24 protein-coding genes are annotated in these 25,011 nt (G+C 66.9%); 16 read left to right on the plus strand and 8 right to left on the minus strand.

Features of this window, described 5'->3' with window-relative positions:
• Positions 1–15 precede the first annotated feature (15 nt).
• From ACZYRS_RS04595 to ACZYRS_RS04615, 5 genes are read left to right on the plus strand one after another with little or no spacing between them, the layout of a single operon-like run.
• Positions 16–348: a hypothetical protein gene (locus tag ACZYRS_RS04595; protein WP_463418283.1), complete on the plus strand. Its 333-nt coding sequence runs from the start codon at positions 16–18 to the stop codon at positions 346–348.
• Entirely contained in the window at positions 345–881 is a 537-nt protein-coding gene (locus ACZYRS_RS04600; RefSeq protein WP_463418284.1) for a DUF6036 family nucleotidyltransferase, read from the plus strand. Before ACZYRS_RS04595 ends, ACZYRS_RS04600 begins: the two co-directional genes overlap by 4 nt.
• A complete protein-coding gene (gmhB, locus tag ACZYRS_RS04605; RefSeq protein WP_198788999.1) occupies positions 878–1,456 on the plus strand; it encodes a D-glycero-beta-D-manno-heptose 1,7-bisphosphate 7-phosphatase in 579 nt (192 codons plus the stop codon). Before ACZYRS_RS04600 ends, gmhB begins: the two co-directional genes overlap by 4 nt.
• A complete protein-coding gene (locus ACZYRS_RS04610; RefSeq protein ID WP_463418285.1) occupies positions 1,456–2,190 on the plus strand; it encodes a lysophospholipid acyltransferase family protein in 735 nt (244 codons plus the stop codon). Before gmhB ends, ACZYRS_RS04610 begins: the two co-directional genes overlap by 1 nt.
• A gap of 25 nt (positions 2,191–2,215) precedes the next feature.
• The gene (locus tag ACZYRS_RS04615; protein ID WP_463418286.1) at positions 2,216–3,190 is read left to right on the plus strand and encodes a M48 family metallopeptidase; all 975 of its coding nucleotides are present in this window, start codon (positions 2,216–2,218) and stop codon (positions 3,188–3,190) included.
• Between the two features lie 9 nt (positions 3,191–3,199).
• On the opposite strand, the gene ACZYRS_RS04620 is transcribed toward ACZYRS_RS04615, so the two are convergent.
• From ACZYRS_RS04620 to ACZYRS_RS04635, 4 genes are all read right to left on the minus strand, one after another.
• A complete protein-coding gene (locus tag ACZYRS_RS04620) occupies positions 3,200–4,075 on the minus strand; it encodes a carbohydrate ABC transporter permease (RefSeq protein ID WP_198789003.1) in 876 nt (291 codons plus the stop codon).
• Positions 4,076–4,085: 10 nt separating this feature from the next.
• Entirely contained in the window at positions 4,086–4,994 is a 909-nt protein-coding gene (locus ACZYRS_RS04625) for a carbohydrate ABC transporter permease (protein WP_198789004.1), read from the minus strand.
• Positions 4,995–5,031: 37 nt separating this feature from the next.
• Entirely contained in the window at positions 5,032–6,360 is a 1,329-nt protein-coding gene (locus tag ACZYRS_RS04630) for an ABC transporter substrate-binding protein (protein WP_198789006.1), read from the minus strand.
• A gap of 66 nt (positions 6,361–6,426) precedes the next feature.
• Positions 6,427–7,500, minus strand: a complete 1,074-nt coding sequence (locus ACZYRS_RS04635) for an ABC transporter ATP-binding protein (RefSeq protein ID WP_198789008.1) — start codon at positions 7,498–7,500, stop codon at positions 6,427–6,429.
• Positions 7,501–7,653: 153 nt separating this feature from the next.
• Between ACZYRS_RS04635 and ACZYRS_RS04640 the strand changes: the two genes are divergently transcribed.
• From ACZYRS_RS04640 to ACZYRS_RS04650, 3 genes are read left to right on the plus strand one after another with little or no spacing between them, the layout of a single operon-like run.
• Positions 7,654–8,508: a FadR/GntR family transcriptional regulator gene (locus ACZYRS_RS04640; RefSeq protein WP_463418287.1), complete on the plus strand. Its 855-nt coding sequence runs from the start codon at positions 7,654–7,656 to the stop codon at positions 8,506–8,508.
• Positions 8,505–9,521, plus strand: a complete 1,017-nt coding sequence (denD, locus tag ACZYRS_RS04645; protein ID WP_463418288.1) for a D-erythronate dehydrogenase — start codon at positions 8,505–8,507, stop codon at positions 9,519–9,521. Before ACZYRS_RS04640 ends, denD begins: the two co-directional genes overlap by 4 nt.
• Before the next feature lie 32 nt (positions 9,522–9,553).
• Positions 9,554–11,374, plus strand: coding sequence for an IlvD/Edd family dehydratase (locus tag ACZYRS_RS04650; RefSeq protein WP_463422451.1), 1,821 nt, complete (start codon positions 9,554–9,556; stop codon positions 11,372–11,374).
• A gap of 24 nt (positions 11,375–11,398) precedes the next feature.
• Here the strand turns inward: ACZYRS_RS04650 and ACZYRS_RS04655 are convergent, their stop codons facing one another.
• The 4 genes from ACZYRS_RS04655 to ACZYRS_RS04670 form a co-directional block, all read right to left on the minus strand.
• Positions 11,399–12,169, minus strand: a complete 771-nt coding sequence (locus ACZYRS_RS04655) for an SDR family oxidoreductase (RefSeq protein WP_042582878.1) — start codon at positions 12,167–12,169, stop codon at positions 11,399–11,401.
• A 69-nt stretch (positions 12,170–12,238) separates the two neighbouring features.
• Positions 12,239–13,150 (minus strand): pseudouridine synthase, encoded by a 912-nt coding sequence (locus ACZYRS_RS04660; RefSeq protein WP_463418289.1) that lies wholly within the window; start codon positions 13,148–13,150, stop codon positions 12,239–12,241.
• Positions 13,147–14,454 carry a leucine-rich repeat-containing protein kinase family protein gene (locus tag ACZYRS_RS04665; protein WP_463418290.1) on the minus strand — a complete coding sequence of 436 codons (1,308 nt, stop codon included), beginning with the start codon at positions 14,452–14,454 and terminating at the stop codon, positions 13,147–13,149. Before ACZYRS_RS04665 ends, ACZYRS_RS04660 begins: the two co-directional genes overlap by 4 nt.
• A 17-nt stretch (positions 14,455–14,471) precedes the next feature.
• Positions 14,472–15,542: an MBL fold metallo-hydrolase gene (locus tag ACZYRS_RS04670; protein WP_463418291.1), complete on the minus strand. Its 1,071-nt coding sequence runs from the start codon at positions 15,540–15,542 to the stop codon at positions 14,472–14,474.
• Between the two features lie 134 nt (positions 15,543–15,676).
• Here ACZYRS_RS04670 and ACZYRS_RS04675 point away from each other — a divergent pair, with 134 nt between their 5' ends.
• From ACZYRS_RS04675 to ACZYRS_RS04710, 8 genes are all read left to right on the plus strand, one after another.
• The gene (locus ACZYRS_RS04675) at positions 15,677–16,084 is read left to right on the plus strand and encodes a MerR family transcriptional regulator (protein WP_463418292.1); all 408 of its coding nucleotides are present in this window, start codon (positions 15,677–15,679) and stop codon (positions 16,082–16,084) included.
• Positions 16,085–16,115: 31 nt separating this feature from the next.
• The gene (gene can, locus ACZYRS_RS04680) at positions 16,116–16,838 is read left to right on the plus strand and encodes a carbonate dehydratase (RefSeq protein WP_198789022.1); all 723 of its coding nucleotides are present in this window, start codon (positions 16,116–16,118) and stop codon (positions 16,836–16,838) included.
• A gap of 13 nt (positions 16,839–16,851) precedes the next feature.
• Positions 16,852–18,672, plus strand: coding sequence for a bifunctional isocitrate dehydrogenase kinase/phosphatase (aceK, locus tag ACZYRS_RS04685; protein ID WP_463418293.1), 1,821 nt, complete (start codon positions 16,852–16,854; stop codon positions 18,670–18,672).
• 60 nt (positions 18,673–18,732) lie between these two features.
• Positions 18,733–19,917 (plus strand): acetyl-CoA C-acyltransferase, encoded by a 1,185-nt coding sequence (locus ACZYRS_RS04690; protein ID WP_198789025.1) that lies wholly within the window; start codon positions 18,733–18,735, stop codon positions 19,915–19,917.
• Between the two features lie 92 nt (positions 19,918–20,009).
• Positions 20,010–21,260, plus strand: a complete 1,251-nt coding sequence (locus ACZYRS_RS04695; protein WP_463418294.1) for a M20 family metallopeptidase — start codon at positions 20,010–20,012, stop codon at positions 21,258–21,260.
• 31 nt (positions 21,261–21,291) lie between these two features.
• Positions 21,292–22,422, plus strand: coding sequence for an acyl-CoA dehydrogenase family protein (locus ACZYRS_RS04700; RefSeq protein ID WP_463418295.1), 1,131 nt, complete (start codon positions 21,292–21,294; stop codon positions 22,420–22,422).
• Positions 22,423–22,508: 86 nt separating this feature from the next.
• Positions 22,509–24,167, plus strand: coding sequence for an alpha,alpha-trehalase TreF (gene treF, locus ACZYRS_RS04705; RefSeq protein WP_463418296.1), 1,659 nt, complete (start codon positions 22,509–22,511; stop codon positions 24,165–24,167).
• A complete protein-coding gene (locus ACZYRS_RS04710; RefSeq protein ID WP_463418297.1) occupies positions 24,164–24,994 on the plus strand; it encodes a metallophosphoesterase in 831 nt (276 codons plus the stop codon). The genes treF and ACZYRS_RS04710 overlap by 4 nt, the downstream gene beginning before the upstream one ends.
• The last annotated feature ends 17 nt before the right edge of the window (positions 24,995–25,011 follow it).

Genomic DNA, 25,011 nt, shown 5'->3' on the forward strand with positions numbered 1-25,011 from the left:
GTTCGATAATTGCGCATGAACCGGCAACAGCAACTGGACCAGTTTTCGCTCGCCTTGCATCGGCGAGCGCTGGAGGCGCTGCGCCATGAACCCGCATTGCGGGAACAGGCGCGCCAGACGCTCGCTCGCTGGCGCCGGCAATCGGGTGCGACGCAATCCGATGTGTTGTGGGACGAATGGGAGCAAATGCTCGCTGACGAATTCATTGCGCTCGAGCGTGCGGCACTCGTCGAGTCCGATCACGGCCAGCTCTTGCGCAGCGTGTCTCCGCTCGGTGGCCTTGTCTCGCAGAGCGAAAGAATGGCATTGCTCAGACAGGCGCGCGAACAGGCTGTCGCATTTCAATGAAGCTGGACGAACTGCAGCACGTGCTGCGAGCCTCCGCTGCGATTTCGAAGGAGACCTCCTTTGTCGTCGTGGGCAGCCAGGCTGTTTTGCTCCTTCTTGAACACCCGCCCGAAGCGCTGCTGGTGTCGCGCGAGATCGATCTCTATCCGGCCTTGCATCCCGAGCGCGCGGACTTGATTGACGGCGCCATCGGCATGCACTCGAGCTTCCACGAAACCTTCGGCTATTTCGCCGATGGCGTCGGCCCCGAGACAGCGGTCATGCCCGCCGACTGGATGAGCCGGGCCAGCCTGCACTACATCGGCGACATCACGGCCATCTGCCCGGACCTGCACGACCTCGTCGTCTCCAAGTGCGTGGCGGGTCGCGAGAAGGACGCTGATTTTGTTCGCGAACTCCTCAAGCACGGGCTGGTGTCCGCCGACACCTTGACCCAACGCATCGGCATGCTGGATGCAGGCAAGTACCCGCTGGCGAACCTGACGGCCTGGGTCGCGCGGCGCAAGCTGGAGTCTGAAAGGACTGCCTCATGAAACTCGTCATCCTCGACCGCAACGGCACGATCAACGTGCACCGCGAAGACTTCGTCAAGAGCGACATCGAGTGGACGCCGCTGCCCGGTGCGCTCGAAGCCGTGGCGCGGCTGAACCATGCGGGGTGGCATGTGGTGATCGCCTCGAACCAGTCGGGCCTGGGCCGGGGCCTCTTCGACATGGCTTCGCTCAACGCCATGCACGCCAAGATGCACAAGATGCTCGCGGCCGTGGGCGGCAAGGTGGATGCGGTGTTCTATTGCCCGCACAGCCCCGACGAGGGGTGCGACTGCCGCAAGCCCAAGTCGGGCCTGTTCCTGCAGATCGGCGACCGCTACGGCATCGATCTGAAGGGCGTGCCGACCGCGGGCGACAGCCTGCGCGACCTGCAGGCGGGCGCGGCCGCCGGCTGCGAGCCGCACCTTCTGCTCACGGGCATGGGCGCGGCGTGCATCGGCGTGGATCCGCTGCCCTCCGAATATCCGGCGAACACGATGGTTCACGAGAACCTCGCCGCCTTTGTCGATTTCCTGCTCGTGCGCGAAGCGCGGGCTGCACTGCAGGTAGCTGTCTGATGGCGTTTCTCCGTTCCGTTGTCCACGCACTCTGGATGCTTGTCACCGTGGTGCCGTGGGGCATCATCATGTGCGTCAGTTCGATCTGGAAGCGCGGCATTCCGCTCTACTGGATGGCCGAGCAATGGCTCAGCTGGGCCATCGGCGGGGCGCGCGTGCTGCTGGGCATCCAGACGCGCGTGACCGGCATGGAGAACCTGCCGACCGACCAGCTCGCCGGCGCTGTACTGCTGGTCAAGCACCAGTCCACGCTGGAGACCTTCCTCATGCCCACGCTGATGCCGCATCCGCTGGCCTTCGTGTTCAAGAAGGAACTGATCTACGTGCCCTTCTTCGGTTGGGCGATGGCGCGGCTGGACATGATCCACATCGACCGCAGCCAGCGCGCGCAGGCCTTCAACAAGGTGGTGAACCAGGGCCGCAAGCTCCTTGCGCAAGGCATCTGGATCATCATGTTCCCCGAAGGCACCCGCATTCCGCGCGGCCAGAAGGGCACCTACAAGAGCGGCGGCACGCGCCTGGCCTGCGAGACCGGCGTGCCGGTGATTCCGATCGCCGTCACCTCGGCCAAGGTCTGGCCGCGCAAGGCGTTCATCAAGCGCCCGGGCGTGGTCGACGTGTCGATCGGGCCGGCGATTTCCAGCGTCGGCCGCAAGCCCGACGAGCTGATGCGCGAAGTCGAAGCGTGGATCGAGGCGGAGATGCACCGGCTCGACCCCGAGGCGTACCGCTAGCCGGAAGGAACAGAAGGAGCGCCAGATGCAGGGGCTGCTGCAGTTCACGATGGACCTGTTCGAGGGGCTGGGCAGCGAGTTCGCAAAGCCCGAGCCGCCCGCGCCGCGGCCGAAGAAAGTCCGCAAGGCTGCGCCGCCCGTCGCGACGCCGTTGCCCTTCGTGGTGCCGGAACCGGAAGCGGCAAAGAACACCGGCCCGGCGCTGCCAGCGATTCCGCTGCGCGACACGCTGGCGCTCGCGAGCTTCACCCATCCGCAGGCCACGCGCGAGCTTGTGCTGGGCTCGGCACGCGTGGCTTACGAATTCAAGCGCGGCAAGCGCAAGACCATCGGCTTTCTCGTGGGTGCCGAGGGGCTCTCGGTGCGCGCGCCGCGCTGGGTCGCGCTGCGCGATGTCGATGCCGCCGTGCGCGAGAAGGCCGACTGGATCTTGCGCAAGCTCCAGGAAACCCAGCAGCGTCACGCGCGCGTCGAGGCGACGCGCATCGAGTGGAAGGACGGCGCCGAATTTCCATTCATGGGCGAGCCGGTCGTGATCCGGCTCGATCCGAAGCATGGCTTTGCCAGCGTCGGCGGCACGCTCGACGAGGCCGAGGCTGCGGGCGGTCCGCGCATCCTGCGGCTGGCCGTCGCGCAGAACGCCGAGCCCTCGCAGATCCGCGATGCCGCGCAGGCCTGGCTCATGCGGCAGGCGCGCAAGCTCTTCATCGAGCGGCTCGACCACTTCGCGCCGCTCCTGGGCGTGCGCTGGCAGAAGCTGTCGCTGTCGAACGCGGCCACGCGCTGGGGCAGCGCGAGCGCCGATGGGTCGCTGCGGCTCAACTGGCGGTTGATCCACTTCCGCTTACCCGTGATCGACTACGTCGTCGCGCACGAGCTGGCCCACCTGCGCGTGATGGACCATTCGCACCGCTTCTGGGAAACCGTCGAGAGCGTGGTGCCCGACTACGACGTGCTGCGCCAGCAGTTGAAGGATGAAGCCGTTCCGCGCTGGAACTGAAGCCCGGCGCTACTCTTTGACCGATCCGGTCATCCCCGAGACGTAGTACTCGACGAAGAACGAGTAGATGAACGCCACCGGCAGCGAGCCGAGCAGCGCGCCGGCCATGAGCGGCCCCCACTGGTACACGTCGCCCTGCACCAGCTCGGTCACCACGCCGACCGGCAGGGTCTTCACCTCCGACGACGAGATGAAGGTGAGCGCATAGATGAACTCGTTCCACGACAGCGTGAACGCGAAGATGCCGGCCGAGATGAGCCCGGGCACGGCCAGCGGCAGCACGATCTTCACGAGGATCTGCCAGCGGCTCGCGCCGTCGATGAGCGCGCACTCTTCCAGCTCGGCCGGGATCGAGCGGAAGTAGCCCATCAAGAGCCACGTGCAGAAGGGAATGAGGAAGGTCGGGTACGTGAGGATCAGCGCCCAGCGCGTGTCGAAGAGGCCGAGGTTGAAGACCACGTTCGCCAGCGGAATGAACAGGATCGACGGCGGCACCATGTACGCGAGAAAGATCGAGAGGCCCACGTGCTTGGAGCCCCTGAAGCGCAGCCGCTCGATCGCATACGCCGCGAACACCGAGGCCGCGAGCGAGACGAAGGTGGACACCACCGACACCAGCACCGTGTTCCACAGCCACTGCGGGTACGAGGTCTCGAACAGCAGCTTGTAGAAATGCGAGAGCGTCGGGTTGATCACCCAGAACGGATTGCCCTCGCGCGAGAGCAGCTCGGCATCGGGCTTCACCGAGGTGATGGCCATCCAGTAGAACGGGAACAGCAGCACGATCAAGAAGACCACGAGCGGCAGGTACACGGTCACCGCCTTGCGCGGGATCGTGTCGAGGTAGCTCATGCCGACGGTGTCGACCTGGCCGGCATTGCTCATCTGTAAGTCCTCATTTGTCTGCGCCGCCCTGCTGCCACGCGCGCCGCTGCAGGCCGAAGAAGCTGAACATCACGCAAGCCAGCAGGAACGGCACCATCGCGATCGCGATGGCCGCGCCTTCGCCGAGCGCACCGCCCGAAATCGCGCGCTGGAACGACAGCGTGGCCATCAGGTGCGTCGCATTGAGCGGGCCGCCGCGGGTGATGACGTAGATCAGCTGGAAGTCGGTGAAGGTGAACAGCACCGAGAAGGTCATGACCACCGCGATGATCGGCGTGAGCAGCGGCATCGTCACGTGGCGAAACTGCTGCCAGGGCGTCGCGCCGTCGATGGCGGAGGCTTCGTAGTACGAGGGCGAGATCGTCTGCAGCCCCGCCAGCAGCGTGATCGCCACGAAGGGCACGCCGCGCCACACGTTCGCGATGATCACCGCGATGCGCGCATTCCATGGCGAGCCGAGGAAGTCGATGTACTGGTCGATCAGGCCCATCCGCATCAGCGCCCAGCTGATGATGGAGAACTGCGAGTCGTAGATCCACCAGAACGCGATGGCCGAGAGCGCGGTGGGCACGATGTACGGCAGCAGGATCACCGCGCGAAAGAAAGTCTTGAAGCGGATGTTCCGGTTCAACAATATCGCGAGCCACAGGCCCAGGAAGAACTTCAGCACGCTCGCCACCGCCGTGTAGAAGAGCGTGTTGAAGAGGGCCAGCCGCGTCACGGCATCGCCCCACAGGTACTCGTAGTTCTCCAGGCCGATCCACTGGCCCGCGCGGCCCACCTTGGCGTCGGTGAAGCCGAGGTAAGTGCCCAGCCCGAGCGGGTAGGTCAGGAACAGCAACAGCAGCACCGCCGCCGGAAGCATGAACGCGATGCCGAGGGCGTTGCGGCTGTTCTGGAACCTGGCCAAAAGTGTCATGGGATGGGCGGCTTGGAGGGAAAGGGATCAGACCTGGTCAGACCTTGTAATAGCGCTCGGCACGCTTCTGCGCGCGCTCGGCCGCTTCCTTGGGCGTCTTCGATCCGCTGGCCGCCTCGGCCACCATGTTCGGAATGATGAAGTCCGCCGCCGCGCCCGCCGATGCGTAGCCCAGCTTGCCGTCGTAGCCGCCCGGGCGCAGGTTCTTCACCGAATCGCGGTAGGGCATGTTCTTCGGGTCCGAGGTCCAGATCGCGCTGTTCTCGTAGAAGCGCAGGGGCTGCGCCACGTAGCCGCCGCCGCCCTGCAGCCACGGGTCGAACTGCTCCTTCTCCATCATGAAGCGCAGGAACTCCTTGGCCGCCTGCGGGAACTTCGTGTACTTCATGACCATCTGGTTGAAGAACAGGTGCGACTCCGTGGGCACGCCCACCGGGCCGATGGGGAACACCGCGTGGTTGATGTCCGCGGCCATTTCCTTGACCTTCGGGTCGGCCGAATTCTTGGCCGCGTAGTAGACCGAGATGCCGTTGTTGGTGACGCTGATCTGGCCGTCCAGGAAGGCCTTGTTGTTGTTCGGGTCCAGCCACGAGAGCGTGCCCGGAATGAAGTTGGCGTAGAGCTCCTTGCCGTACTCCAGCGCCTTGAGCGTCTCGGGGCTATCGATGACCACCTTGTTGGTCTTGTCGACCAGCTTGCCGCCATGCGACCAGATGAGCCAGTTGCACCAGGTGCTGTCGCCGGTCGCGTTGCCCAGCGCCATGCCGCCGGGCGTGCCCTTTTCCTTGAGCGCCTTGTAGAGCTTCAGGAAGTCGTCGGTGGTCTTGGGGAAGGTCGCGAAGCCCGCGGCCTTGACCATGCTCTCGCGGTACACGATGAGCGAGCCCGAGGCGCCCAGCGGCAGGCCCAGCCACTTCTTGCCGTCGGGGCGCATGAAGGCCTCGCCGGCCGGGTACCAGCCGCCGTATTTCTTGCCGAGGTATTCGGCCAGGTCGGTCACGTCGAGCAGCTTGTCGGGGTAGAGGTTGGCGTCGTCGTTGGTCGACAAAATGATGTCGGGGCCGGCGCCGGTGTTGGCGGCCACCGCGGCCTTCGGGCGCACGTCTTCCCAGCCTTCGTTGTCCACGCGCACTTCCACGCCCGTGGCCTCGGTGAACTTCTTGACGTTGGCCATGTAGGCGTCGATGTCGCCCTGCACGAAGCGGCTCCATCGCAGCACGCGCAGCTTGGCGCCCTTCTCGGGCTTGAACGTCAGGTTCTGCGCCTGCGCGAAAGGTGCGAACAGGGCGCTGCCCGTGCCGACAGTCGCGGCGGCGGCAACGCCGGCCGAACTCTCGAGAAACTTGCGGCGATTGAAATCACTCATGACTGTCTCCTTCGTTGTAAACGGAACGGTGCGAACCAAAGACAAAGCGAAAAATCGGGTGTGCTTTCAGGCGGCCAGGCGCAGGCCGCTTTCGGCATCGAACAGGTGGGCACGCGCCAGATCGGGCAAGAGATGGATCGTGCTGCCCGGCGCGAAGTCGTAGCGCTCGCGGAACACGGCCGAGAGCTCGGCGCCTTCGTGGCGGCAGGCGACGAAGGTGTCCATGCCGGTCGGCTCCATCACCACCACGCGGGACGGAATGCCGCCGCTGTCGCCCAGCGTCAGGTGCTCGGGCCGCGTGCCGTACACCACGCTCTGGCCGTCGGTGCCGCCTGCGTGGATGGGCGCATCGAGCCGCGTGCCGTCGGGCAGTTCGACATGCGCCGCCCCGCCCGCGCGCCGCAGCGTGCCGGGCAAAAAGTTCATGGCCGGCGAGCCGATGAAGCCCGCGACGAACTGGTTGGCCGGGTGGTCGTATAGCTGAAGCGGACTGCCGGTCTGCTCGATGCGGCCGTCGCGCATCACCACGATCTTGTCGCCCATGGTCATGGCTTCGATCTGGTCGTGCGTGACGTAGATGGAGGTGGTCTTCAGGCGCTGGTGCAGCTCCTTGATCTCGCTGCGCATCGCCACGCGCAGCTTGGCGTCGAGGTTGGAGAGCGGCTCGTCGAAGAGAAAGACCTGCGGGTCACGCACGATCGCGCGCCCCATCGCCACGCGCTGGCGCTGGCCGCCCGAGAGCTGGCGCGGATAGCGCTCCAGGAGCGGCGCGAGCGCAAGAATTTCGGCCGCGCGCGTCACCTTGCTCTCGATGGTGGCCTTGTCCATCTTCGCGAGCGAGAGGGCGAAGGCCATGTTGTCGCGCACCGTCATGTGCGGATAGAGCGCGTAGTTCTGGAACACCATCGCGATGTCCCGCTCCTTGGGCGGCAGGTCGTTCACGCGGCGATCGCCGATGCGGATCTCGCCGCCGTGGACTTCTTCCAGCCCCGCGATCATGCGCAGCAGCGTCGACTTGCCGCAGCCCGAGGGGCCTACCAGCACCGTGAACGAACCGTCGGCAATGTCGATGTCCACCCCGTGAAGGATGGCGACCTCGCCGAATCGCTTCTTGACCGCCTGAATCGTGACACTGGCCATGCAAGGAGTCCTGACAAATCGCGGGAAGGGAAGCAACACGGAGACCTCCGCGTCGCAGCAGCCCGCGCAGTATCGGCACTCGGTTTTGAAACCGGTATCAGGGCAAACCGGTACGAGAAAATCCCGGTTGACTTGTATGATGACCCGATAACCGTGCTCCACTTTTCCGCTGCCGTGCAGGCCACCGCCCTCTCAGAATCCTTTCCTCTGGTCACGGACCGCCTGTCTGACCGGCTCGCTTTGCGGCTGGCGGCGCAGATCGAATCGGGCGCGCTGCGGCCCGGCGATCGCCTTCCCACCGAACAGCAACTCGCGGCCTCGCACGGCGTTTCGCGCACCGTGGTGCGGGAAGCTGTGCACCAGCTCAAATCGCAGGCACTGGTCACATCGCGGCAAGGGCTGGGCGTGTTCGTGGCGCAGGCGCCGCTCAACCGTCCGCTGGCTTTCGACCCCGCCGTGCTCGAGTCGGTGCAGGCGGTGGTGCATGTGGTCGAGGTGCGCCGCGTGCTCGAAGGCGAGATCGCCGCGCTCGCGGCCAAGCGCGCGACGCGCAGCCAGATCGCGGCGCTGCGGCGCGCGCTGAAAGACATCGACACGGCGGCCGCGGCAGGGCACGACGGCGTGGCCGAAGACCTGGCTTTTCACCGCGTGATCGGCGAAGCCACGGGTAATCCGCAGTTCCGCTTGCTGCTCGGCTTTCTCGAGCAGTACCTGCGCGAAGGCATGCGCATCACGCGCGGCAACGAGGCGCGGCGGCTCGACTTCATGGAGGCGGTGCAGAACGAGCACCGCGCGATCGTCGAAGCCATCGCGGCGCGCGACCCCGTGGCCGCGCGCCATCACGCCACGCAGCACCTGATCCGCGGCGAGCAGCGGCTCGTCGAGGGCGGGATCATCACCGGCCAGCGCCGGCGTGCCGCCGCGCGCGCCGTGCGCGGCGCCCCACCGGCCCCTAACGTCACCGTCACCGCGAAAAGCACAACCAGGAAGAAGAGGGACACCCCATGAAACTGTTGATCACCGGAGGCGGCGGCTTCGTCGGCTCCCGTCTTGCGCGTGCGCTGCTCGCGCGCGGCACGCTGGCCGGCCAGCGCATCGAGCGGCTGGTGCTGACCGACATCGCGCCGCCGCCGGCCGACCTGTTGGCCGATGCGCGCGTGGAGGCCCGCACCGGTCCGTTGCTCGCGCAGACCGAGGCGCTGAAGACCGAAGCCTTCGATGGCGTGTTCCATCTCGCCTCGGCCGTGTCGGGCGAATGCGAGGCCGATTTCGACCTGGGCCTGAGCTCCAACCTGGACAGCACGCGCGCGCTGCTCGATGCGCTGCGTGCCAACGTCGGCGCGGGCGGCAAGGTGACGCGGCTGGTGTTCTCCAGCTCGGTCGCGGTGTTCGGCCCCGACCCCTCGGTGCCGCTGCCCAAGCTCGTGGCCGACGACACGCTGCCGCTGCCGCAAACCTCCTACGGCACGCAGAAGGTGGTCTGCGAGCACCTCATTTCCGACTACACGCGCAAGGGCTACATCGACGGCCGCGCCGCGCGGCTGATGACCGTCACCGTGCGCCCCGGCCGACCTAACGGCGCCGCCTCGTCGTTCTTCAGCGGCATCATCCGCGAGCCGCTCGCGGGCGTGGAATCGGTCTGCCCGGTGTCGCCCGACGTGTCGCACCCGATGACCTCGCCGGCACGCACGGTCGATGGCCTCATCGCCGTCTACGAAGCCAGCCGCGAGGCCTTCGGCGGGCGCGCCGCGCTCAACCTGCCGGCGCTCAACGTGCGCGTGAGCGACATGCTCGATGCGCTGGAGGAAGTGGCCGGACCCAAGGTGCGCGCGCTGGTGCGCTTCGAGCGCGACGAGCGCATTGCCGGCATCGTGGCCAACTGGCCCGCCGGCGCCACGGCCGAACGCGCCGCGCGGCTCGGCCTGCACCCGCACGAGAATTTCGCAGACATCATTCGCCAATACATCGCCGATTGCGCCGCGCTTCCGAATGCGGCCGAAACCCTGAAGGGAATGTCCTGATGAGCAAGAAGAAGAGCCCCACGTCCACCCCCATGTCCAAGCCGAAGCGCGCCGCCGCGGAAAAGGCGAGGGCCGCGCTCAAGCTGCGCTCGCAGGCCTGGTTCGACAACCCGGCCAACACCGACATGACGGCGCTGTACCTGGAGCGCACCATGAACTACGGGCTCGGCCTGGAGGAGCTGCAGTCGGGCCGCCCGATCATCGGCATCGCGCAGACGGGCTCGGACATCGCGCCCTGCAACCGCCACCACCTCGTCCTGGCCGAGCGCGTGCGCGAGGGCATTCGCGACGCGGGCGGCATCGCGTTCGAGTTTCCGATCCATCCGATCCAGGAGACCTGCAAGCGCCCGACCGCCTCGCTCGACCGCAACCTGCAGTACCTCTCGCTGGTCGAGATCCTCTACGGCTATCCGCTCGACGGCGTGGTGCTGACCACCGGCTGCGACAAGACCACGCCGGCGCAATTGATGGCCGCCGCCACGGTCGACATTCCGGCCATCGCGCTGAACTCCGGGCCGATGCTCAACGGCTGGTACAAGGGCGAGCGCACGGGCTCGGGCACCATCGTGTGGAAGGCGCGCGAGCTGCTGGCCGCGGGCGAGATCGACGAAACCGGGTTCCTGAAGCTCGTGGCGTCGTCCGCGCCATCGACCGGCCACTGCAACACCATGGGCACGGCCTCCACGATGAACTCGTTGACCGAGGCGCTCGGCATGACGCTGCCCGGCAGCGCCGCGATTCCCGCGCCGTACCGCGACCGCCAGGAGATGGCTTACCTCACCGGCAAGCGCATCGTCGAGATGGTGCGCGAGAACCTGAAGCCCTCGGACATCCTCACGCGCGCCGCGTTCGAGAACGCGATCGTCGTCAACTCGGCCATCGGCGGCTCGACCAACGCGCCCATTCACCTGAACGCCATCGCGCGCCACATCGGCGTGCCGCTGACCACCGGCGACTGGGAAAAGCACGGCTACAAGATTCCGCTGCTGGTCAACCTGCAGCCCGCGGGCGAGTACCTCGGCGAGGACTACTACCGCGCGGGCGGCGTGCCCGCCGTGGTGGCCGAGCTGATCGCCAAGGGCAAGATCCAGGACTCGCTCACCGCCAACGGCAAGAGCATCATCGAGAACTGCGAAGGCCGTTTCACCGAAGACCGGAAGGTGATCTTCCCGTACGCCAAGCCGATGATGAAGAACGCCGGCTTCCTGGACTTCAGCGGCAACCTCTTCGACTCCGCGATCATGAAGACCAGCGTGATCACGCCCGAATTCCACAACCGTTACCTGGAGGACCCGGCCGACCCGATGGCCTTCGAAGGCACGGCCGTGGTGTTCGATGGCCCCGAGGACTACCACCGCCGCATCGACGACCCGAAGATGAAGATCGACGCGCACAGCATCCTGTTCATGCGCGGCGTCGGGCCCGTCGGTTACCCCGGCGCTGCCGAGGTCGTGAACATGCGGGCGCCGGCCTACCTGCTGAAGAAGGGCATCACCGCGCTGCCCTGCATCGGCGATGGACGGCAGTCGGGCACGTCGGGCTCGCCATCGATCCTGAACGCGTCGCCCGAAGCCGCGACCGGCGGTGCGCTGGCGTTGCTCAAGACCGGCGATCGCGTGCGCATCGATCTGAAGAAGCGCACGGCGAACATGCTGGTGTCCGACGAGGAACTGGCCAAGCGCCGCCAGAAGCTCGAAGCGGCCGGCGGCTACCCGTACCCGCCGAGCCAGACGCCGTGGCAGGAGATCCAGCGCTCGGTGGTGGATGAGCTCTCGGAAGGCATGGTGCTCAAGCCGGCGATCAAGTACCAGAAGATCCACGCCACCTTCGGCGTGCCGCGCGATAACCACTGACGGGCGCCCGCGCGGCGCATGCGCTCAGCGCGCGTGCGTCACGCCGCCGTCGACGACGAGCGTGGAGCCCATCACGTAGTCGCCCGCACGCGATGCCAGGTAGATCGCGGCGCCGGCCATGTCTTCCGGCGTGCCGATGCGTCCTGCGGGAATGCGGCCCTTGACCTCGTCGCCGTGGTCGCGCGCATCCTTGTTCATGTCCGAGGCGAATGCGCCCGGCGCGATCGCGCTCACCACGATGCGCTCTTGCGCCAGGCGCAGCGCCATGCGGCGCGTGAGCTGGATCAGCCCGGCCTTGCTGGCCGCATACGAATACGTCTCCTGCGGGTTCACCGAGATGCCGTCGATCGAGGCGATGTTGATGACCTTTGAGAGGTGATCGGTCGCGGCCTTCGTGAGCATCGGCGTGAGCGCCTGCGTGAGGAAGAAGGGCGTCTTCAGGTTCAGGTCGACCACCTTGTCCCAGCCGCTCTCGGGAAACTCGGCATACGGCGCGCCCCAGGCGGCACCGGCGTTGTTGACGAGGATGTCGAGCGAGTCTTCGTGCTTCGCATACGCTGCGACCAGCGCCTGCGCGCCTTCAACCGTGGACACGTCCGCCGGCAGCGACACGCAATGGCCGAAGGCCGAGAGCTCCTTGGCGGTCTGGTCGCAGGCGGCGGCCTTGCGCGCCGAGATGTACACGCGCGCGCCCTGGGCCAGATAGCCCTCGGCGATCATGCGGCCGATACCGCGCGAGCCGCCGGTGATCAAGGCGGTGCGGCCCTTCAGCGAGAAGAGTTGGGTGGTGTCCATGGTGCGGGTGTCTCCTGAATTGAAAGAACTTCAGGAAACGAGCTTAGTGCGGCGCGCGTCCGCGCCGCGTCACCTTGGTGCCAGCGAGAGGCTGCGGGGGCTGGTGAAGCTGCGCAGGTCGCCCGTGACCGGGTCCTGGAACGCGACCGACTTGGCCAGGAGCTGCAGCGGCTTGTCGAAGTCGTCGGTGTTCTCGGGCAGCAGCACGGGGTAGATCGGGTCGTTCTCGATCGGCATGCCGAGCGCCAGGCAATGCACGCGCAGCTGGTGCTTGCGGCCGGTGACGGGCGAGAGCCGCAGCAGCGCGCGGCCGCTGCGAACCTCCTGCACCTCGATGCGCGTCTCGGAGTTGGGCGCGCCGGCCTCTTCCCGCATGCGCATGAAGTGCTCGTCGTCCACGAGGCGGCTGCGGTAGGTGTCGGGCACTGAGGAGATGCCCTCCTGCCACGGCACCACCGCCTCGTAGTGCTTGGCGATGCGGCGCTCCGGAAACATCTGCTGGTAGGCACCGCGCGTCTCCCGCCGCACCGAGAACAGCACGAGGCCCGAGGTGCTCCGGTCGATGCGGTGCAGCGGCACGAGGTCGTCGATCTGCAGCTTGCGCTTGAGCCGCACCAAGAGGCTTTCCTGCAGGTACTTGCCGGTCGGCGTGACGGGGAGGAACGGGGGCTTGTCGGCCACGACGAGCTGGTCGTCCTGGAACAGCACCTGCTCCTCGAAGGGGATGTGCACTTCGCCGTCGAGCGTGCGGTAGTAGTACACGCGCAGCGGCGATTCGTAGCGGCGCTCGATGGTGACGGGCATGCGGTGCTCGTCGATCACGTCGCCGGCCGCGATGCGCTCCAGCCATGCGTCGCGGGTGATGGCGGGAAAGCGCTCGATGAGGAATTCGGCGATGGTCGGCCAGGCGCCGTGGGGCAGCCCGACGCAACTTGGCCCGACGCCGTCGCGGGTGGGCAGCGGCAGCCGGTGGATGGTCATTGCGCGGCTTCCCGCTGCAGCACCGACAGCGCTTCGGCGAAGGAAGGGCGCGAGGGCACGTCGGGGTGCATGCAGCGGTCCTTCAATGCGGACATGGTGGCGGGCGGCGCATCGCTGCAGCGGTCGAGCAGTTCTTCGAGCAGGCAGCCGAAGGCGCGCATCTCCAGGCGCTGCAAGGCATGAGCTTGCGCCGCATCGAGCGAGCCCGTCATCCACCCCGCGCCGAAGTCGCCGAGCCGGCCGCCGCCTTGCGCATTCCACAGGATGTTGTGCGCGTAGAGATCGCCGTGCAGGATGCCGTGTGCATGCAGGTGCTGCATGGCGGAAGCGATGTCGTGCGCGATGCGCAGCGCGACTTCCGCCGTCCATTGCGCATCGTCCGCATAGACGTCGCGCGTGCACGAGGCCAGGCTCGGTGGCCCTGCGAGCGTGCGGAAAGAGGGCGGCACGAGCGCCATCACGAGGCCTTCGGTGCCATCGGGGTGGCCATCGATGCGGCTCTGCGCGGCGATCAGCGTGGGGTGCGCGCCGGCCGTGATGCAGGCAGCCATTTCGCTGTGCGGCCAGCCGTCGCTGGTGACTGCGCCTTTGAAGAGCTTGACCGCCACTTCCTGCTGCGAGGGCTCCAGCGTCGCCTGATGAATCACGCCCGATGCGCCTTCGCCGAGCTTCTTGCCGAGCGTGAGGTCGCGCCAATCGACGTGTGGCACGGACCGCGCCGTGATGGCTGCGTCTTCGGCTTGCGTATCGAACGGATTGCCCGCGGCCGCAAGCCACGAGAGACGCGGCAAGGAGAACAGCCATTCGGGCAGCGCCTCGAAGCGGTTGGCGGAGATGCGCAGCAGTTCGAGCCGCTGCAGCGCGGCCATCGAATCAGGCAGCCGGCTCAACCGGTTGCCCGCCAGCATCAGCTTCTGCATCCGCGTGCAGTGGCCGAGCGTGTCGGGCAGTTCCTCGATCTGGTTGTCCGTGAGGATCAGCCATCGCAGCGAGGCCGGCAATGCAGCGGCCGGTACGCGCGCGATGCGGTTCGCCTTGAAGCCGACGATGTCGATGCCATCGCATCCGCCGATGGAATCGGGCAGCGTCGTGAACCGGTTGTCGGAACAGAACAGCACCCGCAGCTTGCGCAGGCGGCCCAGGTCATCGGGCAGCGCATCGAGCGCATTCCCGGAGAGATTCAGTGTTTCGAGCGAATCGGCAAGGTCGAAGATCTCGCGCGGGAACTCGGTGAGTCCGCACGAGAGATCGAGCCTGGTGGCGCCTGCCAGCCGACCCGCGCGCAGCTCGGCCAGTGTGTCCATGCGCCGAGTCTAAATCCCTAGGTGGATGCGCTTTGGGGCCCGAAGCGGTAGACGCCGTCCTTGCCCAGTTCACGCTTCACCTGGCCCGAGAACCACAGGAGGTGCAGGTGCGCCACCGTCTCGCCCATCGCGAAGGTGATCTGGTGCAGGTCGAGCTCGCGCTTGAAGAGGATCGGCAGGCCCTCGGCCGCGGTCAGTGCGCGCGCGGTGCAGGCTTCGAGCAACTCGGCCAGCCGGTCGCGGTGGTGTTCCTGCAACTGGTCGACGCGACGGTGGATGCCGGTGAAGGGCTTGCCGTGCGAGGGCAGGCCCACCGTGTCGGCCGGCAGCGCCTTGAACTTGTCGATGCTGTCCAGGAAGAGCCGCAGCGAATTGGCCTCGGGCTCGCCCGCGTGCACGCTCACGTTGGTCGAGATGCGCGGCAGCATCATGTCGCCGCCCAGGAGCAGCTTCTGCGCGTCGCAGTACAGCGCGATGTGCTCGGGGGCGTGGCCGTAGCCGCTGATGCAGCGCCACGCGTGCCCGCCGATGGTCACGATGTCGCCGTCCATCATGCGCACGTAGCGGTCGGGCACCGCGGGCACCATGTTCGCGTAGTAGTTGGTGCGCGCGCGGATCTTGGCGATGCCTTGCGCGTCGGTCATGCCGTGCGAGGCGAAGAAGTCCGCCGCCGCATCGCCGCCCGCCAGCGTGTCGCCCGCGGTGCTCAGCACGCGGGCCACGTGGTAGTCGGTGGCGCTGATCCACAGCGGCGCGCCCCAGCGCTTGCAGAGCCAGTCGGCCAGGCCGATGTGGTCGGGGTGCATGTGGGTGACGATCACGCGCAGGATCGGCAGGCCTTCCAGCTGCGTCTCGAAGATCTGTTCCCATTGCGCGCGCGCCTCGTCGTGCGAGATGCAGCAATCGACGACGCTCCAGCCCTCCACGCCGTCGATCGCATCGCGCAGCAGCCAGAGGTTGATGTGGTCCAGCGCAAAGGGCAGCCGCATGCGGATCCAGCGCACGCCGGGCGCGACTTCCAGGGCTTCGCCGGGCCCGGGCAGGGTGTCGCCCAGGGTGTAGTGGAGTTCGCGTTCGAGGAGGTTCATGTAAGATTGACGTTTACGTAAACGTCATGTGTTGGTGGCATCATTGTAGGGAGCGGGGCACAAACCTGCTGTCGCCCTCATAACACCCCTGCATCACCCCTCCTGGCGCTTTCCGGAACGTCTTTTCACCCCGCATGTCCACGCCCACCTTCACCATCAGCGAACTCGCGAAGGAATTCGACCTCACCACGAGGGCGATCCGCTTCTACGAGGACATGGGCCTGCTCACGCCCGAGCGCGCGGGCCTGCAGCGCGTGTACAGCGCGCGCGACCGGGCGCGGCTCACGCTCACGCTGCGCGCCAAGCGGCTGGGACTGAGCCTCACGGAGGCCAAGGACATCCTGGACATGTACGACAGCCCGCGCGACACCGTGCCGCAGCTGCAGAAGTTCCTGGGCGTGCTGGGCGCGCACCGGGCCCAGCTGGAGGCGCAGATGGCCGAGCTGCAGGCCAATCTCGCGGAAGTGCGCGAGCACGAGAAAAAAGGCCGCGCCACCCTGGCGAAGGCCCAGAAAGCGGCCAAAGCCGCCCAGGCGTCCTGACCGGTACACGACTCATCGACAATCACCTCCTATGTCCGACAACAACCTCGAAGACCTGTTCGCCCACAACCGTGCCTGGTCCGCACAGATGGAACGCGACCGGCCCGGCTTCTTCACCAGCCTGGTGAAGCAGCAGACGCCGCGCTACATGTGGATCGGCTGCTCCGACAGCCGCGTGCCCGCCAACCAGATCACGGGCCTGGAGCCCGGCGAAGTGTTCGTGCACCGCAACGTCGCCAACATCGTGGTGCACTCCGATCTGAACGCGCTCTCGGCGATCCAGTTCGCGGTGGAGCACCTGAAGGTGGAGCACATCATGGTGGTGGGTCACTACGGCTGTGCGGGCGTGAAGGCCGCGCTCAGCGGCAAGCGCATCGGCCTGGCCGACAACTGGATCCGCCACATCCAGGACGTGCGCGACCGCCACAGCGTGATGATCGAGAGCCTGCCCGAAGAAGTGCGCGTCGATGCGCTGTGCGAGCTCAACGTGGCCGAGCAGGTGGTCAACGTGGCCGTGAGCACCGTGATGGTCGATGCCTGGGCGCGCGGACAGAAGGTGCTGATCCACGGCTGGACCTTCGGCGTGCACGACGGCCTCTTGCAGGACCTGGGCCTGAGCGTGGACGGCGCCAAGCCGCTCGATGCCGCGTACAAGGCCGCGGTGCAGCGCATCCGCTACAAGTGGAGCAAGCCCCTGGGCCTCTCGCCGAGCGCGCAGGCGGGTGCCGACGGCACGGACGCTGCTGCGAAGTAAACCGGCCGGGCCCATGTTCCCGCAGCGCCTCGATTCACCGCTGGCCTACGACATCGCCAAGGCGATGATCGACGGGTTCAACCGGCACTACCGGTTGTTCCGCGCCGAATCGGCGCGCGCCAAGCACCGTTTCGAGACCGCCGACTGGCACGGCCAGCAGCGCGCGCAGCGCGAGCGCATCGAGTTCTACGACCTGCGCGTGAACGAGGCCGTGGCCCGGCTCGAGAAGGAGTTCAAGGCCGGCGACCAGCCGATGGAGGTGTGGCACCAGGTCAAGCTGCACTTCATCGGCCTTTTGGTGGACCACCACCAGCCCGAGCTGGCCGAGAGCTTCTTCAACTCGGTGACCACCAAGATCCTGCATCGCGCGTACTTCCAGAACGACTTCATCTTCGTGCGTCCCGCGATCAGCACCGAGTACATCGAGCCGCGCGGCGCGCCCACTTATCGCCCTTATTACCCCGCGCACGACACGCTGGCCGACACCCTCGTGCAGATGCTCGACGACTTCGCGCTGCAGGGCAGCTACGCCGACAAGCGGCGCGATGCCGAGCGCGTGGCGCACGTCATCCTCAACCGCTTCCACCAGGTCAAGCTGCGCGCCAACTTCCAGCTGCAGGTGCTCTCGGGCCTCTTTTTCCGGAACAAGGGCGCGTACGTGGTGGGAAAGATCATGAACGGCTTCACCGAGATCCCGTTCTCGCTGCCGATCCTGCACGACAGCGCCGGCAAGTTCTACATCGACGCGGCGCTCTTCGGCGAAGACGACCTGCAGATGCTCTTCAGCTTTGCGCGCGCCTACTTCATGGTCGACATGGAAGTGCCCTCGGCCTGGGTGCAGTTTTTGCGCTCGCTCATGCCGCGCAAGCCCCGCGCCGAAATCTACAACGCGCTCGGCCTCGCCAAGCAGGGCAAGACGCTTTTCTACCGCGACTTTCTCTCGCATCTGAACTACTCGAGCGACCGCTTTCGCATCGCGCCCGGCATCAAGGGCATGGTCATGCTGGTGTTCGACCTGCCGTCGTTCCCGTTCGTCTTCAAGGTCATCAAGGACTTCTATCCGCCGCAGAAGGACACCACGCGCGAGCAGATCAAGGGCAAGTACATGCTCGTGAAGCAGCACGACCGCGTGGGCCGCATGGCCGACACGCTGGAGTACAGCGACGTGGGTTTTCCGCTGGACCGCTTCGAGCCCGAGCTGATCGAGGAGATCCAGAAGTTCGCGCCCAGCCAGCTGGAAATCGGCGACCGCGACGGCAACGGGGAGATGGAGGTCGTGGTCAAGCACGTCTACATCGAGCGCCGCATGATCCCTCTGAACATCTACCTGCAGGAAGCCTTCGACACGCTGGCCGACCCGGAGAGCCCGGCGCATGCGAAACGTGCGAAGGACCAGCTGGCGCACGCGGTGGTCGAGTACGGCAACGCCATCAAGGACATGGTCGCGGCCAACATCTTTCCCGGCGACATGCTGTGGAAGAACTTCGGCGTCACGCGCGGCGGCAAGGTGGTGTTCTACGACTACGACGAGATCGAATACATCACCGACTGCAAGTTCCGAAAGGTCCCCGCACCGCGCAACGAGGAAGACGAGATGAGCGGCGAGGTCTGGTACTCGGTGGGCCCGAAGGACGTGTTCCCCGAGACCTTCGAGCCTTTTCTCCTCGGCAACAAGGATGTGCGCGCGGCCTTCATGGCACACCACGCCGACCTGCTCGACGCTGCCTTCTGGCAGCACCACAAGGAACGCATCCAGGCGGGACAGATGCTCGATGTGTTCCCGTACGAAGAATCGCAACGCTTCCAGCACGAGGGGCACGCGACCCATTTCTGACCGGCTGCGGCACGGGCCGCAGCCGAACACTTCACTTTCACATTCCAGAAGGAGACCCTCATGTCCGAATCCATCGTCATCGTCGGCGCCGCCCGCACCCCCATGGGTGGCTTTCAAGGCGACTTTTCTTCCCTCTCCGCGCACGACCTGGGCGGCGCGGCCATCAAGGCGGCCGTCGAGCGCGCCGGCATCGCGCCCGAGAGCGTGGGCGAAGTGCTGTTCGGCAACTGCCTGATGGCCGGCCAGGGCCAGGCGCCGGCGCGCCAGGCCGCGTACAAGGGCGGCCTGCCCGACAGCGCGGGCGCGGTCACGCTCAGCAAGATGTGCGGCTCGGCCATGAAGGCCGCGATGCTCGCGCACGACATGCTCCTGGCCGGCACGCACGACGTGATCGTCGCGGGCGGCATGGAGAGCATGACCAACGCGCCTTACCTCATGCTCAAGGGCCGCGGCGGCTACCGCATGGGCCACGACAAGATCTATGACCACATGATGCTGGACGGCCTGGAAGACGCCTACCAGCCGGGCCGCTCGATGGGCACCTTCGGCGAAGACTGCGCGGCCAAGTACAAGTTCACTCGCGAGCAGCAGGACGCCTTCGCGATCGCCAGCGTGCAGCGCGCCAAGGCCGCGACCGAATCGGGCGCGTTCAAGGAAGAGATCACCCCCGTCACCGTGAAGGGCCGCGGCGGCGACACCGTGATCTCCATCGACGAAGGCCCGGGCAAGGTCAAGCTGGACAAGATCCCGACGCTCAAGCCCGCGTTCAAGAAAGAGAACGGCACCATCACCGCCGCCTCGAGCTCGTCGATCAACGACGGCGCCGCGGCGCTGGTGATGATGACCGAGTCGCATGCCAAGAAGATCGGCGCCAAGCCCATCGCCCGCATCGTCGGCCACGCCACGCATGCGCAGGAGCCCGAGTGGTTCTCCACCGCGCCGGTCGGCGCCGTGGCCAAGCTCTTCAAGAAGACTGGCTGGACCGTCAAGGACGTGGACCTCTGGGAAGTGAACGAGGCCTTCGCCGTGGTGCCGATGGCGCTGATGCACGAGCTCGATGTGTCGCACGAGATCGTCAATGTGAACGGCGGCGCCTGCGCGCTGGGCCATCCGATCGGCGCGAGCGGCGCGCGCATCATGGTCACGCTGATCCATGCGCTGAAGGCGCGCGGCAAGAAGCGCGGCGTGGCGACGCTCTGCATCGGCGGCGGCGAAGGCACCGCCGTGGCACTCGAATTGCTTTAAACAGCACGGGCCGGCAGCGTCCGAGGGAGGACGCGCCGGCTTTCGCCATCCGGCATTTCAACAATCGATATTGCGTCAGAGCAGGAAATTTCATGCGCCCATCCATCCACCGTACCGCCCTGGCCACCCTGCTGGCCACCGCCTTCCTGGCGCCCGCCGCCAGCTGGGCGCAAAAGCGCGACAACGTGCTGTTCCAGGCCGCCACCGACGAGCAGCCCGCGGTCGTCAAGACGCTGGAAAAACTCGTCAACATCGAGACCGGCACCGGTGACGCCGAAGGCATCGCCGCCGCCGGCAACTACCTCGAAGGCGAACTCAAGACGCTGGGCTTCACCGTCACGCGCAGCAAGTCGGCCGGCATCGTGGTCGGCGACAACATCATCGGCAAGCTCAAGGGCCGCGGCGGCAAGAACCTGCTGCTGCTCTCGCACATGGACACCGTGTACCTGAAGGGCACGCTCGCCAAGGCGCCGTTCAAGGTCGAGGGCGACAAGGCCTACGGCCCCGGCATCGCCGACGACAAGGGCGGCAACGCGGTCATCCTGCACACGCTCAAGTTGCTGAAGGACTACGGCGTGCGCGACTACGGCACCATCACCGTGCTGTTCAACACCGACGAGGAGAAGGGCTCCTTCGGTTCGCGAGACCTCATCCAGGAAGAGGCCAAGCTGGCCGACTACGTGCTCTCGTTCGAGCCCACCGGCGCGGGCGACGAGAAGCTCTCGCTGGGCACCTCGGGCATCGCCTACGTGCAGGTCAACATCACCGGCAAGGCCTCGCACGCGGGCGCGGCGCCCGAGCTGGGCGTCAATGCATTGGTCGAGGCGTCGGACCTCGTGCTGCGCACGATGAGCATCGACGACAAGGCGAAGAACCTGCGCTTCAACTGGACCATCGCCAAGGCCGGCAATGTGTCGAACATCATCCCGGCCAGCGCCACGCTGAATGCCGACGTGCGCTATGCGCGCAACGAAGACTTCGACGCCGCGATGAAGACGCTCGAAGAAAAGGCGCAGCAGAAGAAGCTGCCCGAGGCCGACGTCAAGGTGCTGGTCACGCGCGGCCGCCCGGCCTTCAATGCGGGCGAAGGCGGCAAGAAGCTGGTCGACAAGGCCGTGGCCTTCTACAAGGAAGCCGGCGGCACGCTCGGCGTGGAAGAGCGCACGGGCGGCGGCACCGATGCGGCCTACGCGGCGCTCTCGGGCAAGCCGGTCATCGAAAGCCTGGGCCTGCCGGGCTTCGGTTATCACAGCGACAAGGCCGAGTACGTGGACATCAGCAGCATTCCGCGCCGCCTGTACATGGCCGCGCGCCTGATCATGGATCTGGGCTCGGGCAAGTAAGCACGAAGAAGAAAGAAGAAGGAGACACACCATGCTGCTCAGTGCCGACCAGGAAGCCATCCGCGACGCGGTGCGCGATTTCTCGCAAGCCGAACTCTGGCCCAACGCCCCCAAGTGGGACCGCGAACACAGCTTTCCGAAAGAGGCGCACCAGGGCCTCGCGGCGCTGGGCGCGTACGGCATCTGCGTGCCCGAGGAGCACGGCGGCGCGGGCCTGGACTACCTCACGCTCGCGCTGGTGCTGGAAGAAATCGCGGCCGGCGACGGCGGCACCAGCACCGCGATCAGCGTGACCAACTGCCCGGTCAACGCGATCCTCATGCGCTACGGCAATGCGCAGCAGAAGAAGAAATGGCTCGAGCCGCTCGCGCAGGGGCAGATGCTCGGCGCCTTCTGCCTGACCGAACCGCAGGCCGGCAGCGATGCATCGAGCCTGCGCACCACCGCGCGCAAGGACGGCGACGGCTACGTGATCGACGGCGTCAAGCAGTTCATCACCAGCGGCAAGAACGGGCAGGTCGCGATCGTCATCGCGGTGACCGACAAGGGCGCGGGCAAGCGCGGCATGAGCGCCTTCATCGTGCCCACCGACGCGCCCGGCTACGCCGTCGCGCGCCTGGAGGACAAGCTCGGCCAGCACAGCAGCGACACCGCGCAGATCAACTTCGACGCCTGCCGCATCCCGGCGGAAAACCTCATCGGCGCCGAAGGCGAGGGCTACAAGATCGCGCTCGGCGCGCTGGAGGGCGGCCGCATCGGCATCGCCGCCCAGAGCGTGGGCATGGCGCGCAGCGCGTTCGACGTGGCGCTGGCCTATGCCAAGGAGCGCCAGGCCTTCGGCGGCTCGATCTTCGACCAGCAGGCCGTGGGCTTTCGCCTTGCCGAATGCGCAACGCAACTCGAAGCCGCGCGCCAGCTGATCTGGCACGCCGCGAGCCTGCGCGATGCGGGCCTGCCGTGCCTGAAGGAAGCGGCGATGGCCAAGCTCTTCGCGAGCGAGATGGCCGAGCGCGTGTGCAGCGCCGCGATCCAGACGCTGGGCGGCTATGGCTACGTGAACGACTTTCCGCTCGAGCGCATCTACCGCGACGTGCGCGTGTGCCAGATCTACGAAGGCACCTCGGACATCCAGAAGCTGCTGATCCAGCGCGCGCTGGCCTGACGAAGCCCCGCCGCGCGGCAGGGTGACGGTCGCGGGCCGCGACCTGTCATGTAGAGTTTCCCTTGACCAACCAAGGGGAGACAGACATGACTCAGGCAGTCGCGGCCACGCCGCCCCGTCGCCCGGGCTTCTCGATCGTTGCGGCTGCCGCGCTGGCGGCCGGCCTCGCATTCGGCGCGTTCAATGCGCCGGCGAATGCGGAAGTACTCGTCGCTTCCAGGCCCGCCGCGGCGTACCCTGCGCCGCCTTCCGCGCTGTATCCGGAGCTGTTCGCCGCGGTGCAGCTGGGGCAGGTCTTCAAGGACGGCAAGACTTTCGTCGATGCTGTTCCCAAGAGCTCGCCCGCCGCCGTCGCCGCGCAATACAAGCGCGAAAAAGACCGCCCCGGTTTCGATCTGTCCGCCTTCGTGCAGCGGCATTTCAATCTGCCGCAGGACAACGGCGACGCCTACGTCAGCGATCGTTCGCAATCGCTCGCGCAGCACATCGCCAGCCTCTGGCCGCACCTGACGCAGCAGCCGCGCAAGCCCGCCGCCGGTTCCTCGCTGCTGCCCTTGCCCGGGCCCTACGTGGTGCCGGGCGGGCGCTTTCGCGAGGTGTACTACTGGGACTCGTACTTCACCATGCTGGGCCTGCTGCAGAACGGCGAGCCGCGCGCGATACGCGACATGGTCGGCAATTTCGCGAGCCTGATCGACCGTTACGGCCACATTCCGAACGGCAACCGCAGCTACTACCTGAGCCGCTCGCAGCCGCCGTTCTATTTCAAGATGGTCGGCCTCCTGTCCACGCAGGACGAGGCCGGCGCGTATGCGCGCTACCTGCCGCAACTGCAGCGCGAGTACGCGTTCTGGATGGAGGGCGCGAAGGGCCTCGAGCCCGGCACCGCGCACCGCCGGGTGGTGGCGCTGGCCGACGGCAGTGTGCTGAACCGCTACTACGACGACCGCGCCGTGCCGCGCGACGAATCGTATGCCGAGGACGTGGCGCTCGCGAAGAAGAGCAGCCGCCCCGCCGCCGAGGTCTATCGCGACCTGCGCGCCGCCGCGGAGAGCGGATGGGACTTCAGCAGCCGCTGGTTCGCCGACGGCAAGACGCTGGCCACCATCGAGACCACCGCGGTCGTGCCCGTGGACCTGAACAGCCTGCTGTACGGCCTGGAGAACGCGATCCGCCTGGGCTGCGAGCGCGTGCGGGACGCCGCCTGCAGCAGCGATTTCACGCAGCGCGCCGAACGCCGGCGTCTGGCTGTGCAGAAATACTTGTGGAACGAAGCCGGCGGCCACTACGTGGACTACCAGTGGGTCAAGCAGCAGCCGACCGGCCGTCCGGGTGCCGCCACGCTGTACCCGCTGTTCGTCGGCCTCGCGGAACCGGCACAGGCAGCGCGCGTGGCCGAGTGGACAAGCAAGGAACTGGTGAAGCCGTATGGCCTCGTGACGACGCCGACCCCGACCGACCAGCAATGGGATGCACCCAACGGCTGGGCGCCCTTGCAATGGATCGCGGTGGACGGCCTTCGGCGCTATGGCCAGCATGCGCTCGCGCGCGACATCGCGACGCGCTGGATGGGCAAGGTGCAGCAGGTCTACGGCAGCAGCGGCAAGCTGGTCGAGAAATACAACGTGATCGACAACAGCGGCGAGGCCGGCGGCGGCGAGTACGTGCTGCAGGACGGCTTCGGCTGGACCAACGGCGTGGCCATGCAGCTGATGACGATCTATCCCGAATTGAAGCGCCCTTGACGGCCCGCAAACGCCCGTGGGGCCGGATCGCCGCCGCACTCGTGCTCGCGACGCTGGCGGCCTGGGGCTTCGTCGTCGAGCCGCGCTGGGTCGCCGCACGCGTCGAGCCGTTGGGCTCGGCGCAGTGGCAGCCGCCGGCCGGCCTCACGGTGGCGATGGCGGGCGACTGGCACCTCACCACGCGCTCGGCGTGGCGCGTCACCAGCGCGGAGCGCGCCGCGCGCATCGTCGACGAGATCAACGCGGCGCGGCCCGATGTGATCCTGCTGCTCGGCGATTTCCTCGCGGGATCGGGCGACGACGAGGCATTCTCCATCGAGGACATGGCGGCCGTGCTCGGCCGCCTGAAGGCGCCGCAGGGCGTGTACGCGGTGCTCGGCAACCACGACTGGTGGCACGACGGCGACCGCACCGCCAAGGCCTTGTCCGCGCAGGGCATCCGCGTGCTGGAGAACGCCTCGGTGCGATTGCCGGGCCACGACCTCTGGGTGGTCGGCATCGGCGACGACTCGACCGGCCATTCGCTGGCGGACAAGGCGCTGGCCGGCGTGCCCAAGGGCGCCGCGACGCTGGTCATGATGCACGACCCCTTCAGCTTCGCGACCATGCCGCGCACGCAGGGGCTGGTGGTCGCTTCGCACACGCACGGCGGGCAGATCAGCGTGCCGGGCTACGGCGCGCTGGTGGTGCCGGGCCGCGCGCCGCGCGAGTGGGCCTACGGCTGGATCGCGCACAAGGGCAGGCGCATGTACGTGACGAGCGGGCTGGGCGTGAGCATCCTGCCGGTGCGGTTCAACATGCGGCCCGAGTGGGTGATGTTCCGGTAGCGCCGCCCCGCCGCCCC

Source organism: Variovorax sp. AC194, assembly GCF_979257995.1.